Genomic DNA, 18,535 nt, shown 5'->3' with positions numbered 1-18,535 from the left:
CAACCCATCTACCCACCTTTTACAGATCTACCGGCAAAGGGGCACTACCATGAATTACTCCCACCTCTTTAAGGCCTTTAGGGCTCCCCTATTTCTGGCGCTGGTGCTGGCGGCTCTTCAGGAGCAGCCTGCTGCCGCTCAACTGCCAGAAAGCCCAATCCGTCCTGAAGCTGCCCCCACTGCTGAACCCGTTGTCAGCTTTCAGCCCTTTTCCCTGCAGCTGCTGGAGGACAGTGTTGTTAGCCCAATGACCGCGGGGCGACCGGCCTCTCTACGGGTGGCCTTTCCCCCGGAGCTGGCTCAGGCTGAGCCTGTCGAGGGTGATCTAGAGTTTCTTCGTGTTGGGCTTAGAGTGGGCGCTGGATACACCACCTCTGGGGGCAGTTTTCCGGCCTTGGGCCGATTCGAGGCGTTTGTGCCGCTGTGGCAGGAACCCGGTGAGCGCTTAGGCTTTTTGGAGGGGCGGCTGGCTGTTAATGCTGATGAGAATCTAGGGGGAAGTTTGCTGCTAGGCTACCGGGGCTACAATGCCGACGCCAACCGGGTGCGGGGTGGATATCTGGCAGTTGATGGTCGCGGCACTCGCTTTAACGACTATTTTGAGGTTGGCACTGGCTACGAGAGTTTGGGAGAGACCTGGGACTTTCGCTTTAATGCCTACTTGCCTCTGGGTAACTCGCAGCGAGTGATTAACGATATCAATGTCGATACGGGGGTACAGACCTCTACTCGCTTTCAGGGTAACCTGCTGCTGCTAGAAACTCAGCGGCAGCAGCAGCGGCTTTTGCAGACAGAAACGGCCCTGGGTGGGTTTGATGCCGAGGCTGGCTACCGGCTGGCTCATTGGGACGAAGGCGACCTGCGCGGCTTCGGCGGTGTTTATCTGCTCGGGGCTCCAGGGTTTCCCAGCTATCTAGGCTGGCGGCTGCGGCTGGCCTCAAACATTACGCCTAACTTTAATGCTGGGGTAGCGCTTCAAGAGGACGGCCTGTTTGGCACCCGCTTGGTGTTCTCCATTGGCGCGACTTTTCCCGGTATCCGGCCCCAAGGCCCTATTGCTGAAGCGGATACTGTGCGGGCTCGCTTAGGAGAACCGACGGTACGGCTGCCAGAAATTGCGATCGCATACCAAGAAGACTCTTTCTTCACGAGTGAACAGACTTCCCAACCGCTGATGAACCCGGAGGAGGACCAGCCCTACTGGTTCCAGCACGTCACGCTGGGAACCGGCGGTGGCGATGGCACCTTTGAAAATCCCTTTGGCGCAGTCCAGTCAGCTCTCAACACCACCCGGCAAGACGGCAACGATGTAGTCTACATCAACGGCGATAGCGACATTACCATCCCTGCTTTCACCATTCCTGAGCGGGTGCAGGTGCTCTCTCAAGGCCCCCGACAGTTTCTGGCCGCATTGCCTTTTCCCAGCTTTGCTCCGGCCACTGCCCGACTGCCCTTTTCACCCACCGCTAACTACACAGATGGCATTGTGGTGGAGCTGCCCTTTTCGGGAGACGGCAACTTTCCCCGCATTGAAAATGGGGTGACCTTGGGCAACCGCACAGTGCTCGCGGGCTTTCGGGTAGAAAATGCCGCTGGCAACGCCATCACCGGCAGCAATATTCGCAATGTGGAGCTGCGAAACAATACCCTCACCAATCCGGCTGAACGCGGCATTTTTTTGAACGACGTGGGCGGCAGTGTGGTGCTGTTTGACAATACGGTGACTGGGGCTGCCGGAACGAGCCCTGGTTCCGGTCAGGGTATCTTGATTCGCAATACAACGACCCTCAACAGCAACGAGGTTACCATTGCGGGCTACCGGGCTGACAACAACCGGGTCGGCATTGAACTAACGGCAGCAGGCAACCTGTTTCCAGCGGAAGTGCCAAACCAGGTCATTGCTATTGGCCCCAGTAGCCCGGTTAACACCAGCATTGGCACCAGTGGCGGGATCGCCGTCAACAATAGTGCTAGCGGCAATCGTGAGCAGGGCATCTTAATTCAGGCCAATACGTTGGGCAGCCAGGAAGTGGCAATCGAGGGTGCAGCTATCAGCAGCAACGGGGCAGCGGGCCTGGAGATCGTCAGCGGCACACCAGGAGGAGGCCTGACCGCGTTTCAGGAGGTGCAGATTCGAGAGAGTGCGATCGCAAACAACACTGGCGCAGGCATTCGCATCGAAGCCAACGAAACCGCTGAGCAGGAATTTAATATCGACGGCAACCAGATTATCAACAATGGCGGTGCTGGCATCGATAGCGTTTCGCGCAACTCTTCTATTCAAGAGTTTGTCGCCAAGCCGGAGATTGATTCTCAAGGTATTGGCAGTAACATCATCACAGGAAATGGTGGCCCTGGCATTGTAGTCAGCAGCACTAATGCCGATGTGCTCTTGCTTGAAGCCAGCCAAAATACCTTTGGTAACAATGCGAGCGGTAGCCCGGATTTGCAGGTCAGCTCTAACAATTCGGCCCGTACCTGCGCCGTTGTTTTCAACAACACTGGGGCTACCGTGCTGGAGTTTAACAACAACTCTAGCCTGGTCTACCAAATCAGTAACTTGAGCACTTTGTCTTTTGATAACGGCGGGGCAGCAGTGACCTTAACCCCCTCACCAGCAACCTTTACCGAGATTAGTTCCCGCACCTGCCTTTGAGGAAACGCAGTAGAAAAAATGTATTAACAGCAACAATGCCAGGAAGTGACTAAACGAATTGACGAATTATGGTTAGGAGGGGTTCCTCTTATTACCCCGCCTCTTAGTTCGAGAGGCGAAAGATGCTCATCATAAGGTTCCTGGGTTTGTGAAGTATGGCTTCTTTGATAATTCCCTTTAAGAAATGGGGGTAGGGCAAATTAACTATGGAGCATCATTGCTACACAAAATCTATTTGCCACTTTGAAATATGCTGGCAAGACTTTTAGGGCTCAACCACGACTGATAAACACGACTGACGAGTTCATGAGCGTATTGATTAAGAGAAGTGCTGCTAATATGAACCTAGAATACTGAGCATTGGTTGCATCTTTTTATACTCTACTAATGCAAGTGAGTATATATTTGTTTTAGATTCTGCGATTCAGCTCATGTACATCAATTTGTTACAGCTATTTACGCACACAACAGGTTTTCAGTAATTAGAATAAGCTGTAAAGATGGCGGAATAAAAAGCAAAGCTGACCTGGATTCTTTAATTTTAATGTTATTCATAGAGGTTTCTCAAATGAATTATATGAGGGAAGCGATAACGCTAGTTAATGACCACACTGGGCTTACAGTAGCCAACTTTGAAAGACTAATTGGGCTACGGGAGCAGGCCAAAGGAGAAGAATCAGCCCTGATTGGCAAGCTGGTAGAGACGTTCATTATGCAAGCCCCACCCGATGTTCTAAAGCAGATTGTGGCGATTGTTTAGACACTTGGATCGAGCAACCACACTAACTCAGTGCTGTGCTCTATGCAGTGCAACAGCTTAGCTAACACAGTGGTCTGAGATTACTCTGGAGACAGAATCTCAATCGCCTAGTCAAGGTGCGCTTCAAACCGATTTGCTACACGCCCTGAAGGTGTTCGAGAAATCTGTGGCCAGCAAAATACTAAATCTGGCACAATCGCTGCGCCGCCAAAGACGTAGCGCAATTCAGGAAAAGCATAGGCTATCTGCGCCCGTTACCTACTACATTAATGGCGTTGACCAGTTCGCTTTGTAATGTACTGTGTTCGCCTTGAGACATGGGCTTTTGAATAGCTTGACCGTTGTGAATTCGCTGGCAAGCTCAGTTTTTGGTCTTTGCAGAAAGTCTTGCAGCGTTAACGGTCGAGCAGCCGTTTGAACCACTGCTCCTCCAAATACCCTACCTGTCGAAGATATTTGTGAAAACGAGTATGGAGGGACTCGAACCCCCGACACCCAGGACCGGAACCTGGTGCTCTATCCAACTGAGCTACATACCCAACTAGCTTGCCTATCATAACACTTCTCATCGCATAGCGCGATAGGTCTGTTCGTCAATTGGAGGCGCAAATTTCTCCATCACTGGTAAACGCGAGGGGATAGTCTGGCTGTAGTGGATAGGTATCAGTTGGCCCTGCCTGAAAGCCGTACCCCCTCATCAGCGTGTAGGTTTGCAGAGTCACGCCCAGCCGCTTGACCTCAAGCTTTTCGGGCGGATCGGTGCGCTCAAACATGGCTAGATGAATCGGGCAGATCGGGTGCCAATCTTCCCCCAGCAGCACCGCATCTCGGCCCTGCATGGTGTCGCGGTCGTACCAGAAATCAAACTGATCAAGCCGCCCTGAGATCGCCATCACCGTAGGGTCGTTGAGCTGATAAGCCAGGGCACCCGCAGAGCGATAGTCGGTGGTCAGCAGCAGCGGATTGTCTAGGGGCTCGGCTTGGGTTTTGACTTGAGTTGCGATCGCATCCCAGCTATACAGCGCCGCACTGTCAGGATCGACCACGCCACTGATCAGTGCCGTCAGCGGCACCACGGTGTAGTGAAAGATCAGTGTCCCGGCTACGGTAATGCCGATCAGTTGAGCGCTCAGAAGCAGGCGTTTTTGCCGTAGGGGTGTGGGCGTTGGAGGATCTGTTGCCCCAGGCAAAAAATGACCGGCAGCTAGAGGAAACAGCAGCGGGTAGGCCAGAATATTCCAGTAGTAGTAAGCCACTGAAACCAGCGAGAGGGCAGTAAAAGCCCCTGTAGAGACTAGAAAAATCGCCAGCGCCACTGAACTGTATACAGACTCTGCCACTGGGGTCTTTTCCCTGACCGTCAACCGCCGCTGCACCCACCGCCCCAAGCTCCAGGCGTGAACTGGCCCCAAAATGAGCCCGCACAGCAGCAAAAAGACCAGTGGCTGCAGCAAATTGATTTGCAGATCGCCCTGACCTGCTGTGCGGTCAGCATAAAAGCGAAAAGAGAAAAAATCGTTTTGCCAGTTCCAGATCAAGATAGGCGAGAGGGTGAAGAGTGCGATCGCAACCGACCCATAGAGACGCGGGTCAAGTAGGAGCGATCGCAACCGCCGATCAAGGGCAATCACAACCAAGAAACCCAGCCCAACAAAAATCGCATTGTACTTACATAGCCCCGCCAGCCCTAAAAACAGAGCTGCCCCATAGAGCCAACGCCCCTCTCCCCGACCATCAGCCAAATAGCCATCAACGAAGCGTACAAAGGCAAAGCTACTAATTACAGAAAAAGTGACTAGCCAATGGTCATGCCAGGCCAATGCCAGAAATAGAAAAAATAGCGGCGATGAGGCCAGCAGCAGCACGACGACCCAAAATACATTCACTGCCCTGTCGCGATACAGGTAGCGGCAGATCTGAAAGTAGGTGCCCAGCAATAGCCCGTTGCTGACCAGGTTGGGCAGCCGCAGCGCTAGTCGAGAGCGCCCCAAAACAGCTGCAAACAACCCCTGCACCCAGGCATGAAAAGGCGGATGGTCGTAGTACGAAAAACCTGGGTGCTGGCCCCACAGCCAGTAGTAAGCCTCATCGGGGTTGGGAAAGGTGCTGCCCCAAAAGATCAACCGCAGCAGCAGCAAAACCCCCAAAAACGGCAGACCCCAGCGCAACACGCCAGATTTTAGCAAAGACCCAGATTTCAGCAGGGGCATAGGTACGTTGGTTCAAAAGCACTCTGTCCATTAAAGGACAAATTATTGAAGAGTCGAGTGCCTCCTTATCTAGGCCCTACTCGCTGTCGGGAATCTCCAGGCCGCTGGCATCAATATCTTCAAGACCCGAGATGAGATCCAGCTCTAAGTCTGGATCCGATGTTTCTAAAGCCTCAGCCGCCTCATCTAAGGGGTGAACTACCACCGGCAGCGCTGCGCCCCGCAGTCCCTGGACAATCCGCTTTGGGGTCTGCGGGAAGACCACAAACAGCGGGTGAGCAGATTCGGCCCCATCACTGAGCAAATGCTGGTATCGCTGGGGCAGTAGCCACTCGTGCCCCCCATCGAGAAGAATCTGGGTTTTGCGCCAGCGCATTAGCAGATCAGCAAAGTCTTCGTTGGGCCGGTGAATAAAAACAAATATCTCAACCCCAGTTTTGACCTTCCACTCCGGGTCGCACATCAAGAACGCCACGTCACAGGGCAGCGTCACAGCCGCCCCGGCAGTTACCGGCATCGCTGTCTCCTGCAGGTACGCCGCTTCTCGCACCCGGACATTCGGCAATGGCAGGGTCACAATACTGTCTTGGGGCCGCCGCATACTGGGAATGGCTTCTAGGTAAGGGCGATACTGCCGCAACAGCTCCAGCGCACCCTGATGTTCGGTGCAGAAAGACAAGAGCATTTCGTATTGAATGGGCTTGACTGCCATGGCGTTTTGGGAAGAACTGCAATATTGTCAGGGTTTCCCTGCATTTTAGCTAATAGAAACTGCCGGGATGATAGATGGAGATAAACCGCCGGCAAACAAAAAGCTGCCTTACTCGTTTGGTAAAGGCAGCTCTTGCTGTTTCTTTTTTTGAAGAAGGCTTTGAAATCACAAAGCCTATTCTATCTATCACCATTGCACAAGTTAATTGGCGCAAGGGGACAAAGTGTTTTAAGCAGCACTGCGGCTGGTCACAGCATAGTAAATGAACAGGGCTACAATAGCACCCAAAATAGCTACGACGATACCGCCGATGCTCAAACCAGTTGCAGTTAGAGCAAACGTTCCTGTGGTCAACAGGCTGTACAGCGAGCCTCCCACAAAAGCACCGATGATACCCAGAATCAGGGTGCCTAGAATGCCACCACCCTGACGACCGGGGTAAATAGCTTTAGCAATAGCACCAGCAATCAAACCTAAAACGATCCAAGCCAGAATATTCATGAAGTAGGTCTCCGTTACTTGCGAAACACTTGAGAAGTGCGATTCGATAAATTAACTGTAACGGACGGCTTCTGCATTCTATGACTACCAATAGAGAGAACAGCTCTATCTCTCCCGTAGTATTTAGTTTGAAAACCGGTCATCCCGCTGTGTTTACTGGCTTGTTTACTGGCTTTATATTGACTGGTTTTAGCGAATATCGTAGCCAAATAGGTTAGCGTCGACATCCCCTAGCTTTAGATCTGCCAGCCCATACTCAGCCCAGCGTTGATTCACCCGATTGGCCGTATCTGGATCGGGCTTTAACTCCTCACTCCAAGGACGATCGGTTTCCGGAAAGACCTTGGTTGTTGCATCAATTCCCATACGGCTGCCCAGTCCGGGTTTTTCGGTGGCGAAATCTAGCCGGTCAAAGGGATTGTTTGGCAGGATAAACACATCCCGCACCGGATCCACTTTGGATGTGACCGCCCACATTACCTGACGTGGGTCGCGGATGTTGATCTCCTTGTCTACTACAATCACAAACTTGGTGTAGTTAAACTGAGGCAGCGCTGACCAAAAGGCTAGAGCCGCGCGCTTAGCCTGCCCCGGATAGGCTTTTTCGATAGACAAAACAGCAGCTTTGTAGCTCAACCCCTCCATTGGCAGGAAAAAATCCTGAATTTCAGGCACCTGCTGCCGCAGAATCGGGGTGTAAACACGGTTGAGGGCAATTGCCATCATGGCGTCTTCTTTAGGAGGCCGACCGCTGAAGGTAGTCATATAGATGGGGTCTTTGCGGTGGGTTAGGCAGTGGAAGCGAATCAGGGGGGCCTGTTCGTTGACCCCACCGTAATAACCGATGTGATCGCCTGCTGGGCCATCTACAGCAGTCTCACCCGGCGTAATGGTGCCTTCTAGCACGATCTCTGAGTCTGCCGGAACTTCTAAATCCACCGTTTTGCACTTGGCTAGACGGATGCCCTGGCCACCATAAAGACCGGCAAACAGCCACTCAGACATGTCTACAGGCAGGGGCGTAGCTGCGGCCATAATCAGCAGTGGATCGACACCCAGAGCAATGGCAACCTCTAGCTTTTGACCCCGCTCAGCGGCTTTTCGCAGGTGACGGCTGCAGCCTCTGACTGAGAGCCACTGTACGGTCATGGTGTTTTTAGACTGCAGCTGCAGCCGGTAAACCCCAATGTTGGGAATACCGTTTTCTGGGTCTTTGGTGATCATCAGGCCCAGAGTCAAGACCTTACCGGCATCTCCGGAATACACCCTGAGCAGGGGCAAGCGCGTGAAGTCAACCGCCTCATCTTTGAGCACTACCTGATGACAGGGGGGCAGAAAGTCCCGCAGAGGTTTGGCCTTAATGACGTCGAATAGAGCCTTGCCCAGGTCTACGGCCTGAGAAAACTTCTTGGGCGGACGGGGTTGATACAGCAGCGCCAGCTTTTGCCCCAGGGTTTCGAGTTCGGCGGGCTGGTTCATGTTCATTGCCCAACAAACCCGTTCGACGGTGCCCATCACGTTGATAGCTAGGGGCATATCTGAGCCTTTGACATTTTCAAACAGCAGGGCGGGTCCGCCTGCTAGCAGGAGCCGATTGGCAATTTCGGCTACCTCTAGATCGGGGTCTACTGGGGCGCTGATTCGTCTCAGCTGGCCGCGCTCTTCAAGCAGCTTGAGAAATCCGCGCAGGTCTCTTGGCATCGTTAACAAGTGTGAAGCTTTTCCTTCTCATTATGGCGGAGATGGGATCTGCCTGGGGAGGACAGACGCAGGTTCTGATTTCCCAGAACCTTACTTTTGGAGGGAGCCCCCTTCTTTCTTGGGGTAGTCAAAAATTGGGCGGGCAAGCCCTAGCATCCAGATAGTGGCATAGGCCATTGGATCTAGAGTCTGACCAAAACCAGGGCTCTAGGTGTAGAACTCAAGCGAGCACACGTCAGCAGGGAAAAGCAGTGAGCAAGGCAAGACTATTAAGTCCAAAGCAAACTTGGCGGTTACTTAAGGAAGCCTTTCAGGAGTGGCAGCAGGATAAGGCGTCTCGCCTAGCAGCAGCTCTAGCCTATTACACGGTGTTTTCTCTGGCTCCTCTGTTGGTTCTGGTGATTGCGATCGCAGGCTCGGTCTTTGGCACTGACACTGCTAGAGATCAGTTGGTTACTCAAATTCAGGCGCTAGTGGGGTCGAGCGGGGCTGATGTGATTACGGATGCCCTAGAAAATGCCAATGAACCAGGGGCCAATCAAGGTGCGATCGCCTCAGCTATCAGCATCGCCGTTTTGATGTTTGGAGCCTCTGGTGTCTTTATAGAGCTGCAAAACTCTCTCAACACCATTTGGAACATAGAGCCCAAACCTGGCCAAGGCGTGGGATCCTTTGTCCAAAAGCGTCTTTTATCTTTCTCAATGATTTTGGTCATTGGCTTTTTGCTGCTGGTGTCTCTGGTTCTCAGTACAGCCCTAGCGGCATTTAGTGGGTACCTGTCCCAGTGGATTGAAGGCGTTGGCTGGATTTTGAACACCGTTATTTCCCTTGGCCTGATTACGTTTCTGTTTGCCGCCATCTTTAAGTACCTGCCCGATGCTCATATCGTCTGGAAAGATGTCATTATTGGCGCGTTTATCACTACGCTGCTATTTACCCTGGGTAAATACCTGTTGGGGCTATACCTGGGCAATGCCAGCGTCGGCTCTACCTATGGAGCCGCAGGTTCTTTGATCGCGCTATTGGCCTGGATCTACTATTCTGCTCAAATTCTTTTCTTCGGGGCGGAGTTTACTCAGGTTTATGCTCGACGGTTTGGTAGTCAAATCGTGCCAGATAAGAACGCTGTAGTAAGCTCATCTAAGTGATGCATTCGAGTGTGTTGACCTGAACACGCTCGAATGCTCAGATATTTAGTGAATAGGAATTGCTGAAAATGTAAAGTCTGTTTTTAAATAGGCTTCATTCATACCGATCAGGCCACAACTAAACTAATTTTTAGGTCAGGTTGAACAAAGTGAGCCCCAACAGTAGAGAGGCTTATTGGGTTTGTTAGGTTTGTCCTACCTGCTTACGCTTGAAATTCGGAGGCCATTCAAGAGTGGCCTCTACGTCTTTATGGGATAAAAAAGGCAAACATAAAAACAGGTGACTTTCGCCACCTGCTGAGGATTCATCTGAAGAGATTTGAGAATGAAGGAAGACTAGTCAAGCTTACGCTTCACGTTGTCTTTGATGTCTTCTTTTGTATGTCTTGCCTGAGCTTCAACCTGCTTTGCTTTGCCCTCGGCTTTATCTTTAGGATCGCCTGTGACTTCACCAGCAGCTTCTTGAAGCTTGCCTTCTATATTTTTAGCGGTTGCCCGTGCTCTTTCTTCAATAGACATAATATTTTCTGCTTTTATGATCAGTGACATTATCAAGGTAACAAAAGACAGTAACATCATCCTCTGTCTGACGGCAGAGGTCGGTTCCACATCCTAATTTGGACAAGTGTTCTAGAAGGCAAGGATAAATTAGCAAGATGTTCTTAGAAGACGAGAACACTTGCTAATTCATTCAGCCAGGAGCCGCTATATTACTTCTTCTCCTTAATTGGCTTCAGAGAATCAGGCTTATGAGCTGCTTCTTTGCCGCTCTTGTCACTTTTTACCAAATACTCTGGATTGTCCTGAGAAGCCGCTACATGATGCCCTTTAATATCGGTGGGTGAGGTTAACTTCTTTTCAACCTTGCCAGTTGTCTTTCCCTGAGAAGTTTTCCACTCTACAGAGTCGCCTTTCTTGAATGACTCGGACATGCTGCGATTTTCCTTTGACTGAAGGTTTGATTCCCTGTTTAGTCTAAAGAACTGTTTTTGCCGCTTTGCTCTATCAATCGGCAGAATCCCGCTTTGCCTTACTTAGTCCCTTTGAAATTCGCAGCCTCTAGCAGAGCATGGGCGAGATCGGCATTATTGAAACGTGCGGTTTCTGGAAAGCTGCCATACAAATTAGCCTCAGACAGGTTAGCTGGGGTGAGATTAGCCTCGGTAAGGTCTACTCCTTGAATGTCTTGTCCCGATAAGTTTCGACCTGAAAAGTTACTGCCTCTGCAGTCTTGCTTAGAAGGGTGGTTCCACCCTCTGGCCTTTTGCTCTCTCTTGAGCTACTTGATTGCCTAGCCAGTCACTTGAATAGATTTTGCAGTGTACTAATTCAGGCCGTTAATTTCAGCCTGATTGCCGATGCCCTTTAGCTTTCGTCAGGTTACGCTAGCCAAATATTTTTGCTGTACTCAAACAGCATTATATCAGCATAAAATACGTGTATTGTTCACGACTCTTTTGCTATGAAGCAAGTCTTCAATCTTTAGCAGCTAATTTCTAGCTTGGCTGAGCAGGTTGGCTGTCTCGTGAGTTCTTGCCCTAGATAGGGAGAGCATATATATCCACCATTTGTCATTTTCCCTCGCTATTGGGGCCGGAAGAAATGCTGACAAGTCAGCTAGCCATTGTTCCTGCGTCTTCACGTTCCCCTAACTTTGTGTCTACCTTTACTAACCGACTTGGGCAATCGATTTGGGTAATCAAGTTGAGCTCTTAACTTAGGCTGCAAATTTTGGTGCTTTAGAAGACTGTTCGGTTTTTTCGACCGTGTTAGACAGCAATTCCTGCGGGTAAAATTTGAGTATGCAAGATGTTTTATTTCTGTGAAATTAGCAAAAATACTTGCATAAGAAATATGTATCGAAGGTACAATTCAGTTCTGTTGGGAATACGTTAACGTAACCCTGCTATAGACATCCTGTTCTGGAGCCATTAGAGAGTTACCGATTTACGCTATGAGCAAAAATATTTCAAAAACCGCTAAGAGCAACAGAAAGCGGTTGACTTTAGAACTTTCTCAAGATGCCTATAATCTGCTTCTGGGCTTAGCGGAGTCAACCGATAAAAATATGGCTGATGTCTTGAGAGCCGGGCTGGCGCTTTACGGCATTGCCCAAGAGGCTAAGGAGAACGGTCAGAACCTGGGTGTTGTGGAAAAAGACCGGGTCGTCAAAGAGATTTTGCTGACCTGAGATTAGACCGTTTTTTAGTCACTTTTCGCACAAAGAAAACCCAGGTCTTGTAGAAAAATGCTGGTTCACAACAGCGTTTCTCGGCCTGATGAAGTCTAAATTTCTTCTGGTAAGATCTCCCCAATCTTTGAATGACACCTCCTTAGAATTTTTTCACTTAAAGGGGGCAGGGAAAGCTACAAACCCGCACCTCAAAATATTAGAAATCGCTGTAAACAGAATCTTTGTGCATTTTTGCAGGGACAGTTCTTGGCTCTGCTATAAGTATTTGCCAATTCTCTGCCGTGAGCTTAAACAGGCTAAGCTCGGTGCCGCCATGATATTGATGGGTTGTGCCCAGAGCTGCCATGCCTAGGCGTTGGGCAACTGCTTTAGAGCGTTCGTTGTTAGGCAGGGTGACGACGTAGATCTCTGCCAATTGGAGCGTCTCAAAACCATATTTGAGAACGGCCTGGGCTGCCTCAGTAGCAAAGCCCTGGCCCCAGTAGGCGGGATTAAAGTGCCAACCGATTTCAATATGGCCGGAGGGCTGCCGCTCGACATTGGGTAAGGGTACTAGCAGCAGATTGCCAATAAGCTGCCCCGTCCTCAGTTCCTCGACTGCCCAGCAACCCATGCCGGGGGGCTTGTCCGCTGCTGTGCGCTGCCGGTACCGCTCTAGCCGAACCTGGGTTGCTGCTGGAGTGGGGTCAACAGTGCGATCGCCAATCCACTGCATTACCCGCTCGTCACCATAGATGCCAAAGGCGGCTGCAGTGTCTTGATCTGGTAGCCAGTTGCGGATTTTGAGTCGCTCAGTTTGTAGATCCATAAAGCTTCTTTTGAGGCTTGTAGCCAGTTTGCATTTTATGACTGCATCGGACTTTATGATAAGGGCAGCTATGCAGGGTAGCTTGGCTTTTCCCAACTCCGGTTTTAGGGATCGAGCTGTATGACTCGACCTGTGACTTCCCCTTCTTCAACCTCTGAATCGACTGCAGCGGCTCGTGAAATTGCTGCCACTGTCGATCAGGTTTTGCTGCGCGAGTCTCTCAGCAATGAGCTAAAGCTGGCTTACGTCAGGGGGCTGTTGCTGATAGTTTCGACCAGCTTAGATATTCTGGTTTTTTTCTTCCCCCAGGCTTTGATTGGGCAGCCATCGGTGCCGCCCACAATTGCCCTGATTGGCCTCTTGGCGACAAGTCTATCGCTGACAATTTGGGCCTGGCTGAAGGGCCGCCAAACTGGGCTGAGAGCATTGCCGGTGGCGGTGCCTATCTTTGATGGGCTGCTGGTGGCTCTCTTCATCACCAATATTGCTCGGGTGATGGGCGAGTCCCATCCTCAAATTTTGACTAACATTACTGCCTTTTGCTCTCTGCTGGCGGTTTCAGGGGGTATGCGGCTGTACCGTCGGGCCTCAGTGCTGACGACTGGACTGGCGCTGGCCAACTTTGCCTATGCAGCAGTCTTGTTTCGGCTAGAGCCAGGAATTGCCTTGTTCGCCAGCATCACGATTTTGGGGACGGGTTTTTTGGGCATGTGGATGGCGACTATTGTGCAGCGGCAGGTTAAGAGTGAGGCAGGCCGCCTGGTGGTTGAGTGGTTTTTGCCTAAAACCGTTGTGGAGTCTGCTTTTGAAGCACCGCTGGAGCTACTGCGAACGCCTCAAAGCTGTGTGGTGACGGTGCTGGTAACGGACCTGCGGGACTTCACTCGTTACGCCGAAAAGCTAGAGCCGGTGGCTGTGCTGGCCTTTTTGAATCGCTGGCAGGAGGTGCAGTCGCAAATCGTAGTGCAGCACGGGGGCTGGGTAGATAAGTTTATGGGCGATGGCATGTTGGCGGTATTTGGTGCACCGGAAAGGCTTGATAATGCTGCTGAGGCAGCTTTTGAGGCGGCTCTGGCCATTTTGCGTAAGGTAGAAGATTTTTGCCCTTTGCCGATAGGTATTGGGCTACATTCGGGTGAGGTCGTGGCGGGTTGTATGGGCAGTGGCAGCCATCTCGAATTTACGGTGATCGGCGACACAGTCAACGTTGCTGCTCGCATTGAAGGATTAACTAAGTCGGTTGACCAGCCGCTGCTGCTCAGTCAGACCACGCAGCAGCAGCTGAGTCGGGTGTCGCAGGGGGAGTTGCGATCGCTCGGCCCCCTGCTGCTGCGTGGCCGAGAAGAGCCGTTGGAAATCTTTACCCTGCACTAAAAGTTCTCCCTTGAGAGCCTGCTAATGCGGTAGCAGGGAGTAGCCCCACTTTCTTATAATGAGGGCGACCCGTTCGCCATCCACACCCAAATCCCTGTGACTCAGACACCCCTTTCTCCCCCCGCTAGCGCCACTTCTCCCACCGATCTCACTGTCCGGCCCGATGGCCTCGGCCGCTTTGGTCGCTTTGGCGGTAAGTACGTGCCCGAAACGCTGATGCCCGCCCTCAGCGAGCTAGAGCAAGCTTATTACCAGTACCGTGACGAGGCCGATTTTCAGGCCGAACTTGATGGCCTGCTGCGAGACTACGTCGGGCGGCCCAGCCCTCTCTACTTTGCCGAACGGCTGACGGCTCAGTATGCTCGCCCCGACGGCAGCGGCCCCCAAATTTACCTGAAGCGGGAAGATTTAAACCATACCGGGGCACACAAGATCAACAATGCTTTGGGGCAGGTGCTGCTGGCTAAGCGCATGGGCAAGCAGCGGGTGATTGCCGAAACTGGGGCGGGCCAGCACGGTGTAGCCACAGCTACGGTCTGTGCTCGCTTTGGCCTGCAGTGTGTGATCTACATGGGCGTGCACGACATGGATCGGCAGGCGCTCAACGTGTTTCGGATGCGGTTGATGGGAGCCGAAGTGCGGCCTGTGACAGCAGGTACCGGTACCCTAAAGGATGCCACCTCCGAGGCTATCCGCGACTGGGTCACCAACGTTGAAACCACCCATTACATCCTTGGTTCGGTGGCTGGGCCTCATCCCTACCCTATGCTGGTCCGAGACTTCCATGCCATGATCGGCACCGAGACCCGCGCCCAGTGCCAAGAAAAATTTGACGGTCTGCCCGATATCCTGCTGGCCTGCGTGGGCGGCGGCTCCAATGCAATGGGCCTGTTTCATGAGTTTGTGCAGGAAACTTCGGTGCGGCTGATTGGGGTTGAGGCGGCAGGCACCAGCGTCGAGAGCGGCAAACACGCTGCGACTCTGACTGAAGGTCGGATTGGCGTGCTCCATGGAGCGATGAGCTACCTGCTGCAGGACGATGACGGTCAAGTGATCGAGGCCCACTCCATCAGTGCTGGGCTAGACTACCCTGGCGTTGGGCCGGAACACAGCTACCTCAAAGACATTGGTCGGGCCGAATACTACAGTGTCACTGATCAGGAAGCTCTAGATGCGTTTAAGCGGGTGTCGCGGCTAGAGGGCATTATCCCGGCGTTGGAAACAGCCCACGCCTTTGCTTTCTTAGAAACGCTTTGCCCGCAGCTAAGCGACAGCCCCCGCATTGTGATCAACTGCTCGGGCCGAGGCGACAAGGACGTGCAGACTGTGGCCAAAGCTCTGGGCGATCAGCTCTAGGGCCAACTCTACGGTCAGTTTTGCCGGGGCGCAGAGTCGTGCGCCCCGTTTTTGGGTGAGTGAGATAAGCAAGGGTTTGATCATGGCGGATGATTTTCAGATTTGCGATCGCGACCTCCCCGACGAATTGCTAGCCCGCTACCTTGAGGCCGATGCGATCGCTTGCGACACCGAGACAATGGGCTTAATTCCCCAGCGCGATCGTCTGTGTCTGGTGCAGTTGGCCGATTCAGAAGGGTATGTGTCGGCCGTGCGAATCGAGCTGGGTCAACGACAGGCCCCTAACCTCAAGCGCCTGCTGGAAGCCTCCCACAGCCTCAAGATCTTTCATTTTGCCCGCTTTGACGTAGCCACCCTGCGCTATCACCTAGATATTGAGACAGCTCCCATCTTCTGCACCAAGATCGCCAGCAAGCTCAGCCGTACCTACAGCCCTAGACACGGTCTAAAAGATTTGATCAAAGAGCTAGAAGGCGTCGAACTCGATAAAAGCGCCCAAAGCTCCGACTGGGGCAACGCCATGAATCTCTCAGAGGAGCAGTTGCGCTACGCCGCTAACGACGTGCGCTATCTCCATGCCGCCCAGCAAAAGCTAACGACCATGCTGCAGCGAGAAGGTCGGTGGGAGCTAGCCCAACAGTGTTTCCACTGCCTACCGACCTTCGTCAGCCTAGATTTGCTGCAGTACAGTAGTATTTTCGAGCATTAAGCGCTTACTCGTGACTGCCCGGCTTGCCCCAGAGGACATAGCGGGTCAGAATTCGCATAGACTCCTGCGGTTTTGCCGTAGGAATCGGCTTGCTCCATTCAATAGCCTCGGCGAACCCCAAATGGTTTATTTCATGAATCACCCGGCTACTTGCCTGGGGTGAGCCGATGACGATAATGCGAACTTTTTCCCGACCGGATTCAGGAATAGTCTCAAATTCTGCTGGATCTTCATTTGAAGCAGTCAACCCGATGGAATCTAAAAACGCTTTAGACATAATCAAGATGCTTAGAGCAGAGGTGGATAGTCAGGCTGTTTCAACGATAGGAAGATGCCCCTACCTTTAACCTGGTAAGGTTTTCCCTCTGGTTGAAAGCCTCTCAGGGCAGCTTTGAAGAGACTTCACAAATCTTTTCCTGCCCACCTACGGGCTTCCCCATCCCTCTAAGGCTAATTGCTGAGCCACAATAGGAATTAGGAAACACGTTATTAGCCTTTAGTCCACCTACTCAACGCATACCAGGCGGACTGCTCCCTTCTTACAGGGCTAATTTTGAGTCAGGTTAAAACTATGCATACTCTGAGTTTTGAACAAGACCTGCAGCAGGAAATTGAAACCCTTCGCCACGAAAACAACCGCCTGCAGCGAGAAAACTATACCCTGAAGAAGCGCCTAGAGCGGGCTAATCGGATTATTGGTCATCTGCAGATTTTGGTGAGGCGGTATTCGTAGGAGAAAGGTGGAGGCAGAAGAAGAAGGTAGAGGGCAAAGGGTAGGGGGTTGCGTTTACGCTCGCCTCGCTCCGGGATAAAATACGGGTTGCTCATTCCGGAATTCCTCTGCATGGCTCAATCAATGCCCTCAAGCCTGACTCTGGCTCCTCATAAGCAGGTGCTCAATGAGACTTTGAAGGAGTACTTTGAGGGAATTGCCCCGGAGTTGGATAGCTGGCGCGATCGCAACCGCTACTACTACCGTGATATTGAGCGTCTGCATCAGTTTCTCATTCCTCCCAATAGTCGGGTGCTGGAGATCGGCTGCGGAACTGGAGATCTCTTGCAGGGGGTGGCTCCAGCGGTGGGCGTTGGCATTGACTTTGCCCAGTCCGCCGTTGACCTAGCCCAGAAAAAATATCCTGCGCTCAACTTCTATCGGCTAGAAGCTGAGCGCATTACCCCAGAAGCATTTGCGCCTGAGCACCGCAGCTTTGACTACATCGTGCTTTCGGGAGTGCTGGGTTACCTGAGCGACATTCAGGCAGTGCTGCAGCGGCTTCAGCCCTTTTGCCATGCCCAGACCCGGCTGATCTTGAGCTTTCACAACTACCTATGGGAACCCGCCTTGAGCGCTGCCGAGGCAATTGGCCAGCGTCGTCCCCAGCCGCCTCAAAACTGGCTGTCGATGGATGATGCGGTAAATCTGCTTTCCATTACAGGGTATGTGCCGCTAAAGCGAGGCACACGATTCCTCATGCCTAAGCAGATACCGGGGCTGTCGTACCTCGTCAACCGTTACCTCGGGCCGCTACCGCTGATTAAGCACCTGTGCCTGACCTGCTTTGTTGTGGCCCGGCCCGATCCGGCCCTATTTGAGCCTGCTCCCGCCCCGACTTGCTCTGTCGTTATTCCGGCTCGAAACGAGGCGGGCAACATTCGAAATGCGGTGGCTCGGCTGCCCCAGCTTGGCTCTCACACAGAAATTATCTTTGTTGAAGGCCACTCTAGCGACAATACCTGGGCTGAAATTCAGTCGCTGATCAATACCTATAGCGGCCCTTTTACCCTCAAAGCCTACCAGCAGAGCGGCAAAGGCAAGGCTGATGCAGTGCGGCTGGGCTTTGCCGAAGCCAGCGGCGACATTTTGATGATTCTCGATGCTGATTTGACGGTGCCGCCGGAAGATCTGCCTCACTTTGTTGAGGTGATTGCCGCTGGGCGCGGCGAGTTTGTCAATGGCTCGCGCCTAGTCTATCCCCGCTCTCACCATGCCATGCCCTGGCTCAACACTCTGGCTAACAAGTTCTTTGCCCAGATGTTTTCGTTTTTACTGGAGCAGCCGCTCAAAGATACGCTGTGCGGTACCAAAGTCCTACGTCGCAGCGACTATCTCCGAATTGCTGAAGGCAGGCGCTACTTTGGTGACTTTGACCCCTTTGGCGACTTTGACCTACTGTTTGGCGCAGCGAAGCTTAATCTGCACATTGTCGAGGTGCCGATCCGCTATCAGCCCCGTACCTACGGCCAGTCGAATATTGCCCACGTCAAGGAAGGCATAGTGCTGCTAAAGATGTGCCTCTATGCCTCGCGTAAACTGAAGTTTACTTGAGCTGGGGCAGAAGTCAGAGGGTAATGGAAATCGCTAGAGTAGGAGGGCAGACGCAAAGCCAACTCCTCAACTGGCAGCTG

Annotated in this window: 17 protein-coding genes and 1 tRNA gene; 9 read left to right on the top strand and 9 right to left on the bottom strand. The window is 52.3% G+C overall.

Features of this window, described 5'->3' with window-relative positions; translation table 11 throughout:
* The first annotated feature begins 49 nt into the window (after positions 1-49).
* Both H6G13_RS09710 and H6G13_RS09705 read left to right on the top strand, forming a co-directional pair.
* A complete protein-coding gene (locus H6G13_RS09710; protein ID WP_190483010.1) occupies positions 50-2,656 on the top strand; it encodes a right-handed parallel beta-helix repeat-containing protein in 2,607 nt (868 codons plus the stop codon).
* Between the two features lie 568 nt (positions 2,657-3,224).
* Positions 3,225-3,416 carry a hypothetical protein gene (locus H6G13_RS09705; protein ID WP_190483009.1) on the top strand — a complete coding sequence of 64 codons (192 nt, stop codon included), beginning with the start codon at positions 3,225-3,227 and terminating at the stop codon, positions 3,414-3,416.
* Between the two features lie 465 nt (positions 3,417-3,881).
* On the opposite strand, the gene H6G13_RS09700 is transcribed toward H6G13_RS09705, so the two are convergent.
* The 5 genes from H6G13_RS09700 to H6G13_RS09680 all read right to left on the bottom strand — a co-directional run bounded on the left by H6G13_RS09700 (position 3,882) and on the right by H6G13_RS09680 (position 8,540).
* Positions 3,882-3,955: transfer RNA gene (locus H6G13_RS09700), tRNA-Arg, on the bottom strand.
* 54 nt (positions 3,956-4,009) lie between these two features.
* A complete protein-coding gene (locus tag H6G13_RS09695) occupies positions 4,010-5,626 on the bottom strand; it encodes a glycosyltransferase family 39 protein (RefSeq protein ID WP_190483008.1) in 1,617 nt (538 codons plus the stop codon).
* Positions 5,627-5,702: 76 nt separating this feature from the next.
* The gene (locus tag H6G13_RS09690; protein WP_190483007.1) at positions 5,703-6,338 is read right to left on the bottom strand and encodes a hypothetical protein; all 636 of its coding nucleotides are present in this window, start codon (positions 6,336-6,338) and stop codon (positions 5,703-5,705) included.
* 228 nt (positions 6,339-6,566) lie between these two features.
* Positions 6,567-6,839 (bottom strand): GlsB/YeaQ/YmgE family stress response membrane protein, encoded by a 273-nt coding sequence (locus H6G13_RS09685; RefSeq protein WP_190483006.1) that lies wholly within the window; start codon positions 6,837-6,839, stop codon positions 6,567-6,569.
* A gap of 189 nt (positions 6,840-7,028) precedes the next feature.
* A complete protein-coding gene (locus tag H6G13_RS09680) occupies positions 7,029-8,540 on the bottom strand; it encodes a UbiD family decarboxylase (protein WP_190483005.1) in 1,512 nt (503 codons plus the stop codon).
* 251 nt (positions 8,541-8,791) lie between these two features.
* On the opposite strand from H6G13_RS09680, the gene H6G13_RS09675 reads away from it, so the two are divergent.
* Positions 8,792-9,688: a YhjD/YihY/BrkB family envelope integrity protein gene (locus H6G13_RS09675; protein ID WP_190483004.1), complete on the top strand. Its 897-nt coding sequence runs from the start codon at positions 8,792-8,794 to the stop codon at positions 9,686-9,688.
* A gap of 336 nt (positions 9,689-10,024) precedes the next feature.
* Here H6G13_RS09675 and H6G13_RS09670 read toward each other — a convergent pair whose 3' ends face one another.
* Together H6G13_RS09670 and H6G13_RS09665 are read right to left on the bottom strand one after the other, a co-directional pair.
* Entirely contained in the window at positions 10,025-10,207 is a 183-nt protein-coding gene (locus tag H6G13_RS09670; RefSeq protein WP_190483224.1) for a CsbD family protein, read from the bottom strand.
* 191 nt (positions 10,208-10,398) lie between these two features.
* Entirely contained in the window at positions 10,399-10,620 is a 222-nt protein-coding gene (locus H6G13_RS09665) for a DUF2945 domain-containing protein (RefSeq protein WP_190483003.1), read from the bottom strand.
* Between the two features lie 1,022 nt (positions 10,621-11,642).
* On the opposite strand from H6G13_RS09665, the gene H6G13_RS09655 reads away from it, so the two are divergent.
* A complete protein-coding gene (locus H6G13_RS09655) occupies positions 11,643-11,879 on the top strand; it encodes a hypothetical protein (RefSeq protein ID WP_190483002.1) in 237 nt (78 codons plus the stop codon).
* A gap of 199 nt (positions 11,880-12,078) precedes the next feature.
* On the opposite strand, the gene H6G13_RS09650 is transcribed toward H6G13_RS09655, so the two are convergent.
* Positions 12,079-12,690 carry a GNAT family N-acetyltransferase gene (locus tag H6G13_RS09650; RefSeq protein WP_190483001.1) on the bottom strand — a complete coding sequence of 204 codons (612 nt, stop codon included), beginning with the start codon at positions 12,688-12,690 and terminating at the stop codon, positions 12,079-12,081.
* Between the two features lie 120 nt (positions 12,691-12,810).
* On the opposite strand from H6G13_RS09650, the gene H6G13_RS09645 reads away from it, so the two are divergent.
* From H6G13_RS09645 to H6G13_RS09635, 3 genes are all read left to right on the top strand, one after another.
* Positions 12,811-14,064 (top strand): adenylate/guanylate cyclase domain-containing protein, encoded by a 1,254-nt coding sequence (locus tag H6G13_RS09645; RefSeq protein ID WP_190483000.1) that lies wholly within the window; start codon positions 12,811-12,813, stop codon positions 14,062-14,064.
* Positions 14,065-14,160: 96 nt separating this feature from the next.
* A complete protein-coding gene (gene trpB, locus H6G13_RS09640; RefSeq protein WP_190482999.1) occupies positions 14,161-15,420 on the top strand; it encodes a tryptophan synthase subunit beta in 1,260 nt (419 codons plus the stop codon).
* A gap of 82 nt (positions 15,421-15,502) precedes the next feature.
* The gene (locus tag H6G13_RS09635; protein ID WP_190482998.1) at positions 15,503-16,129 is read left to right on the top strand and encodes a ribonuclease D; all 627 of its coding nucleotides are present in this window, start codon (positions 15,503-15,505) and stop codon (positions 16,127-16,129) included.
* A gap of 4 nt (positions 16,130-16,133) precedes the next feature.
* On the opposite strand, the gene H6G13_RS09630 is transcribed toward H6G13_RS09635, so the two are convergent.
* Entirely contained in the window at positions 16,134-16,406 is a 273-nt protein-coding gene (locus H6G13_RS09630) for a hypothetical protein (RefSeq protein WP_190482997.1), read from the bottom strand.
* Between the two features lie 294 nt (positions 16,407-16,700).
* On the opposite strand from H6G13_RS09630, the gene H6G13_RS09625 reads away from it, so the two are divergent.
* Both H6G13_RS09625 and H6G13_RS09620 read left to right on the top strand, forming a co-directional pair.
* Positions 16,701-16,862 (top strand): hypothetical protein, encoded by a 162-nt coding sequence (locus H6G13_RS09625; RefSeq protein WP_190482996.1) that lies wholly within the window; start codon positions 16,701-16,703, stop codon positions 16,860-16,862.
* Between the two features lie 123 nt (positions 16,863-16,985).
* A complete protein-coding gene (locus H6G13_RS09620) occupies positions 16,986-18,455 on the top strand; it encodes a glycosyltransferase (protein WP_190483223.1) in 1,470 nt (489 codons plus the stop codon).
* Positions 18,456-18,535 lie beyond the last annotated feature (80 nt).

This window comes from Pseudanabaena sp. FACHB-2040 (assembly GCF_014696715.1).
Lineage (GTDB): Bacteria > Cyanobacteriota > Cyanobacteriia > Phormidesmidales > Phormidesmidaceae > JACVSF01.
The sequence above is the reverse complement of the archived record's forward strand: the minus strand, read 5'-3'. Positions and strand labels throughout refer to the sequence as shown.

What these genes read in the sequence shown, in the direction of transcription:
- H6G13_RS09710 (WP_190483010.1), top strand. Translation starts at nt 50, where the DNA reads ATGAATTACTCCCACCTCTTTAAGGCCTTTAGGGCTCCCCTATTTCTG.
- H6G13_RS09705 (WP_190483009.1), top strand. Translation starts at nt 3,225, where the DNA reads ATGAATTATATGAGGGAAGCGATAACGCTAGTTAATGACCACACTGGG.
- H6G13_RS09695 (WP_190483008.1), bottom strand. Translation starts at nt 5,626, where the DNA reads ATGCCCCTGCTGAAATCTGGGTCTTTGCTAAAATCTGGCGTGTTGCGC.
- H6G13_RS09690 (WP_190483007.1), bottom strand. Translation starts at nt 6,338, where the DNA reads ATGGCAGTCAAGCCCATTCAATACGAAATGCTCTTGTCTTTCTGCACC.
- H6G13_RS09685 (WP_190483006.1), bottom strand. Translation starts at nt 6,839, where the DNA reads ATGAATATTCTGGCTTGGATCGTTTTAGGTTTGATTGCTGGTGCTATT.
- H6G13_RS09680 (WP_190483005.1), bottom strand. Translation starts at nt 8,540, where the DNA reads ATGCCAAGAGACCTGCGCGGATTTCTCAAGCTGCTTGAAGAGCGCGGC.
- H6G13_RS09670 (WP_190483224.1), bottom strand. Translation starts at nt 10,207, where the DNA reads ATGTCTATTGAAGAAAGAGCACGGGCAACCGCTAAAAATATAGAAGGC.
- H6G13_RS09665 (WP_190483003.1), bottom strand. Translation starts at nt 10,620, where the DNA reads ATGTCCGAGTCATTCAAGAAAGGCGACTCTGTAGAGTGGAAAACTTCT.
- H6G13_RS09655 (WP_190483002.1), top strand. Translation starts at nt 11,643, where the DNA reads ATGAGCAAAAATATTTCAAAAACCGCTAAGAGCAACAGAAAGCGGTTG.
- H6G13_RS09650 (WP_190483001.1), bottom strand. Translation starts at nt 12,690, where the DNA reads ATGGATCTACAAACTGAGCGACTCAAAATCCGCAACTGGCTACCAGAT.
- H6G13_RS09645 (WP_190483000.1), top strand. Translation starts at nt 12,811, where the DNA reads ATGACTCGACCTGTGACTTCCCCTTCTTCAACCTCTGAATCGACTGCA.
- H6G13_RS09635 (WP_190482998.1), top strand. Translation starts at nt 15,503, where the DNA reads ATGGCGGATGATTTTCAGATTTGCGATCGCGACCTCCCCGACGAATTG.
- H6G13_RS09630 (WP_190482997.1), bottom strand. Translation starts at nt 16,406, where the DNA reads ATGTCTAAAGCGTTTTTAGATTCCATCGGGTTGACTGCTTCAAATGAA.
- H6G13_RS09625 (WP_190482996.1), top strand. Translation starts at nt 16,701, where the DNA reads ATGCATACTCTGAGTTTTGAACAAGACCTGCAGCAGGAAATTGAAACC.
- H6G13_RS09620 (WP_190483223.1), top strand. Translation starts at nt 16,986, where the DNA reads ATGCCCTCAAGCCTGACTCTGGCTCCTCATAAGCAGGTGCTCAATGAG.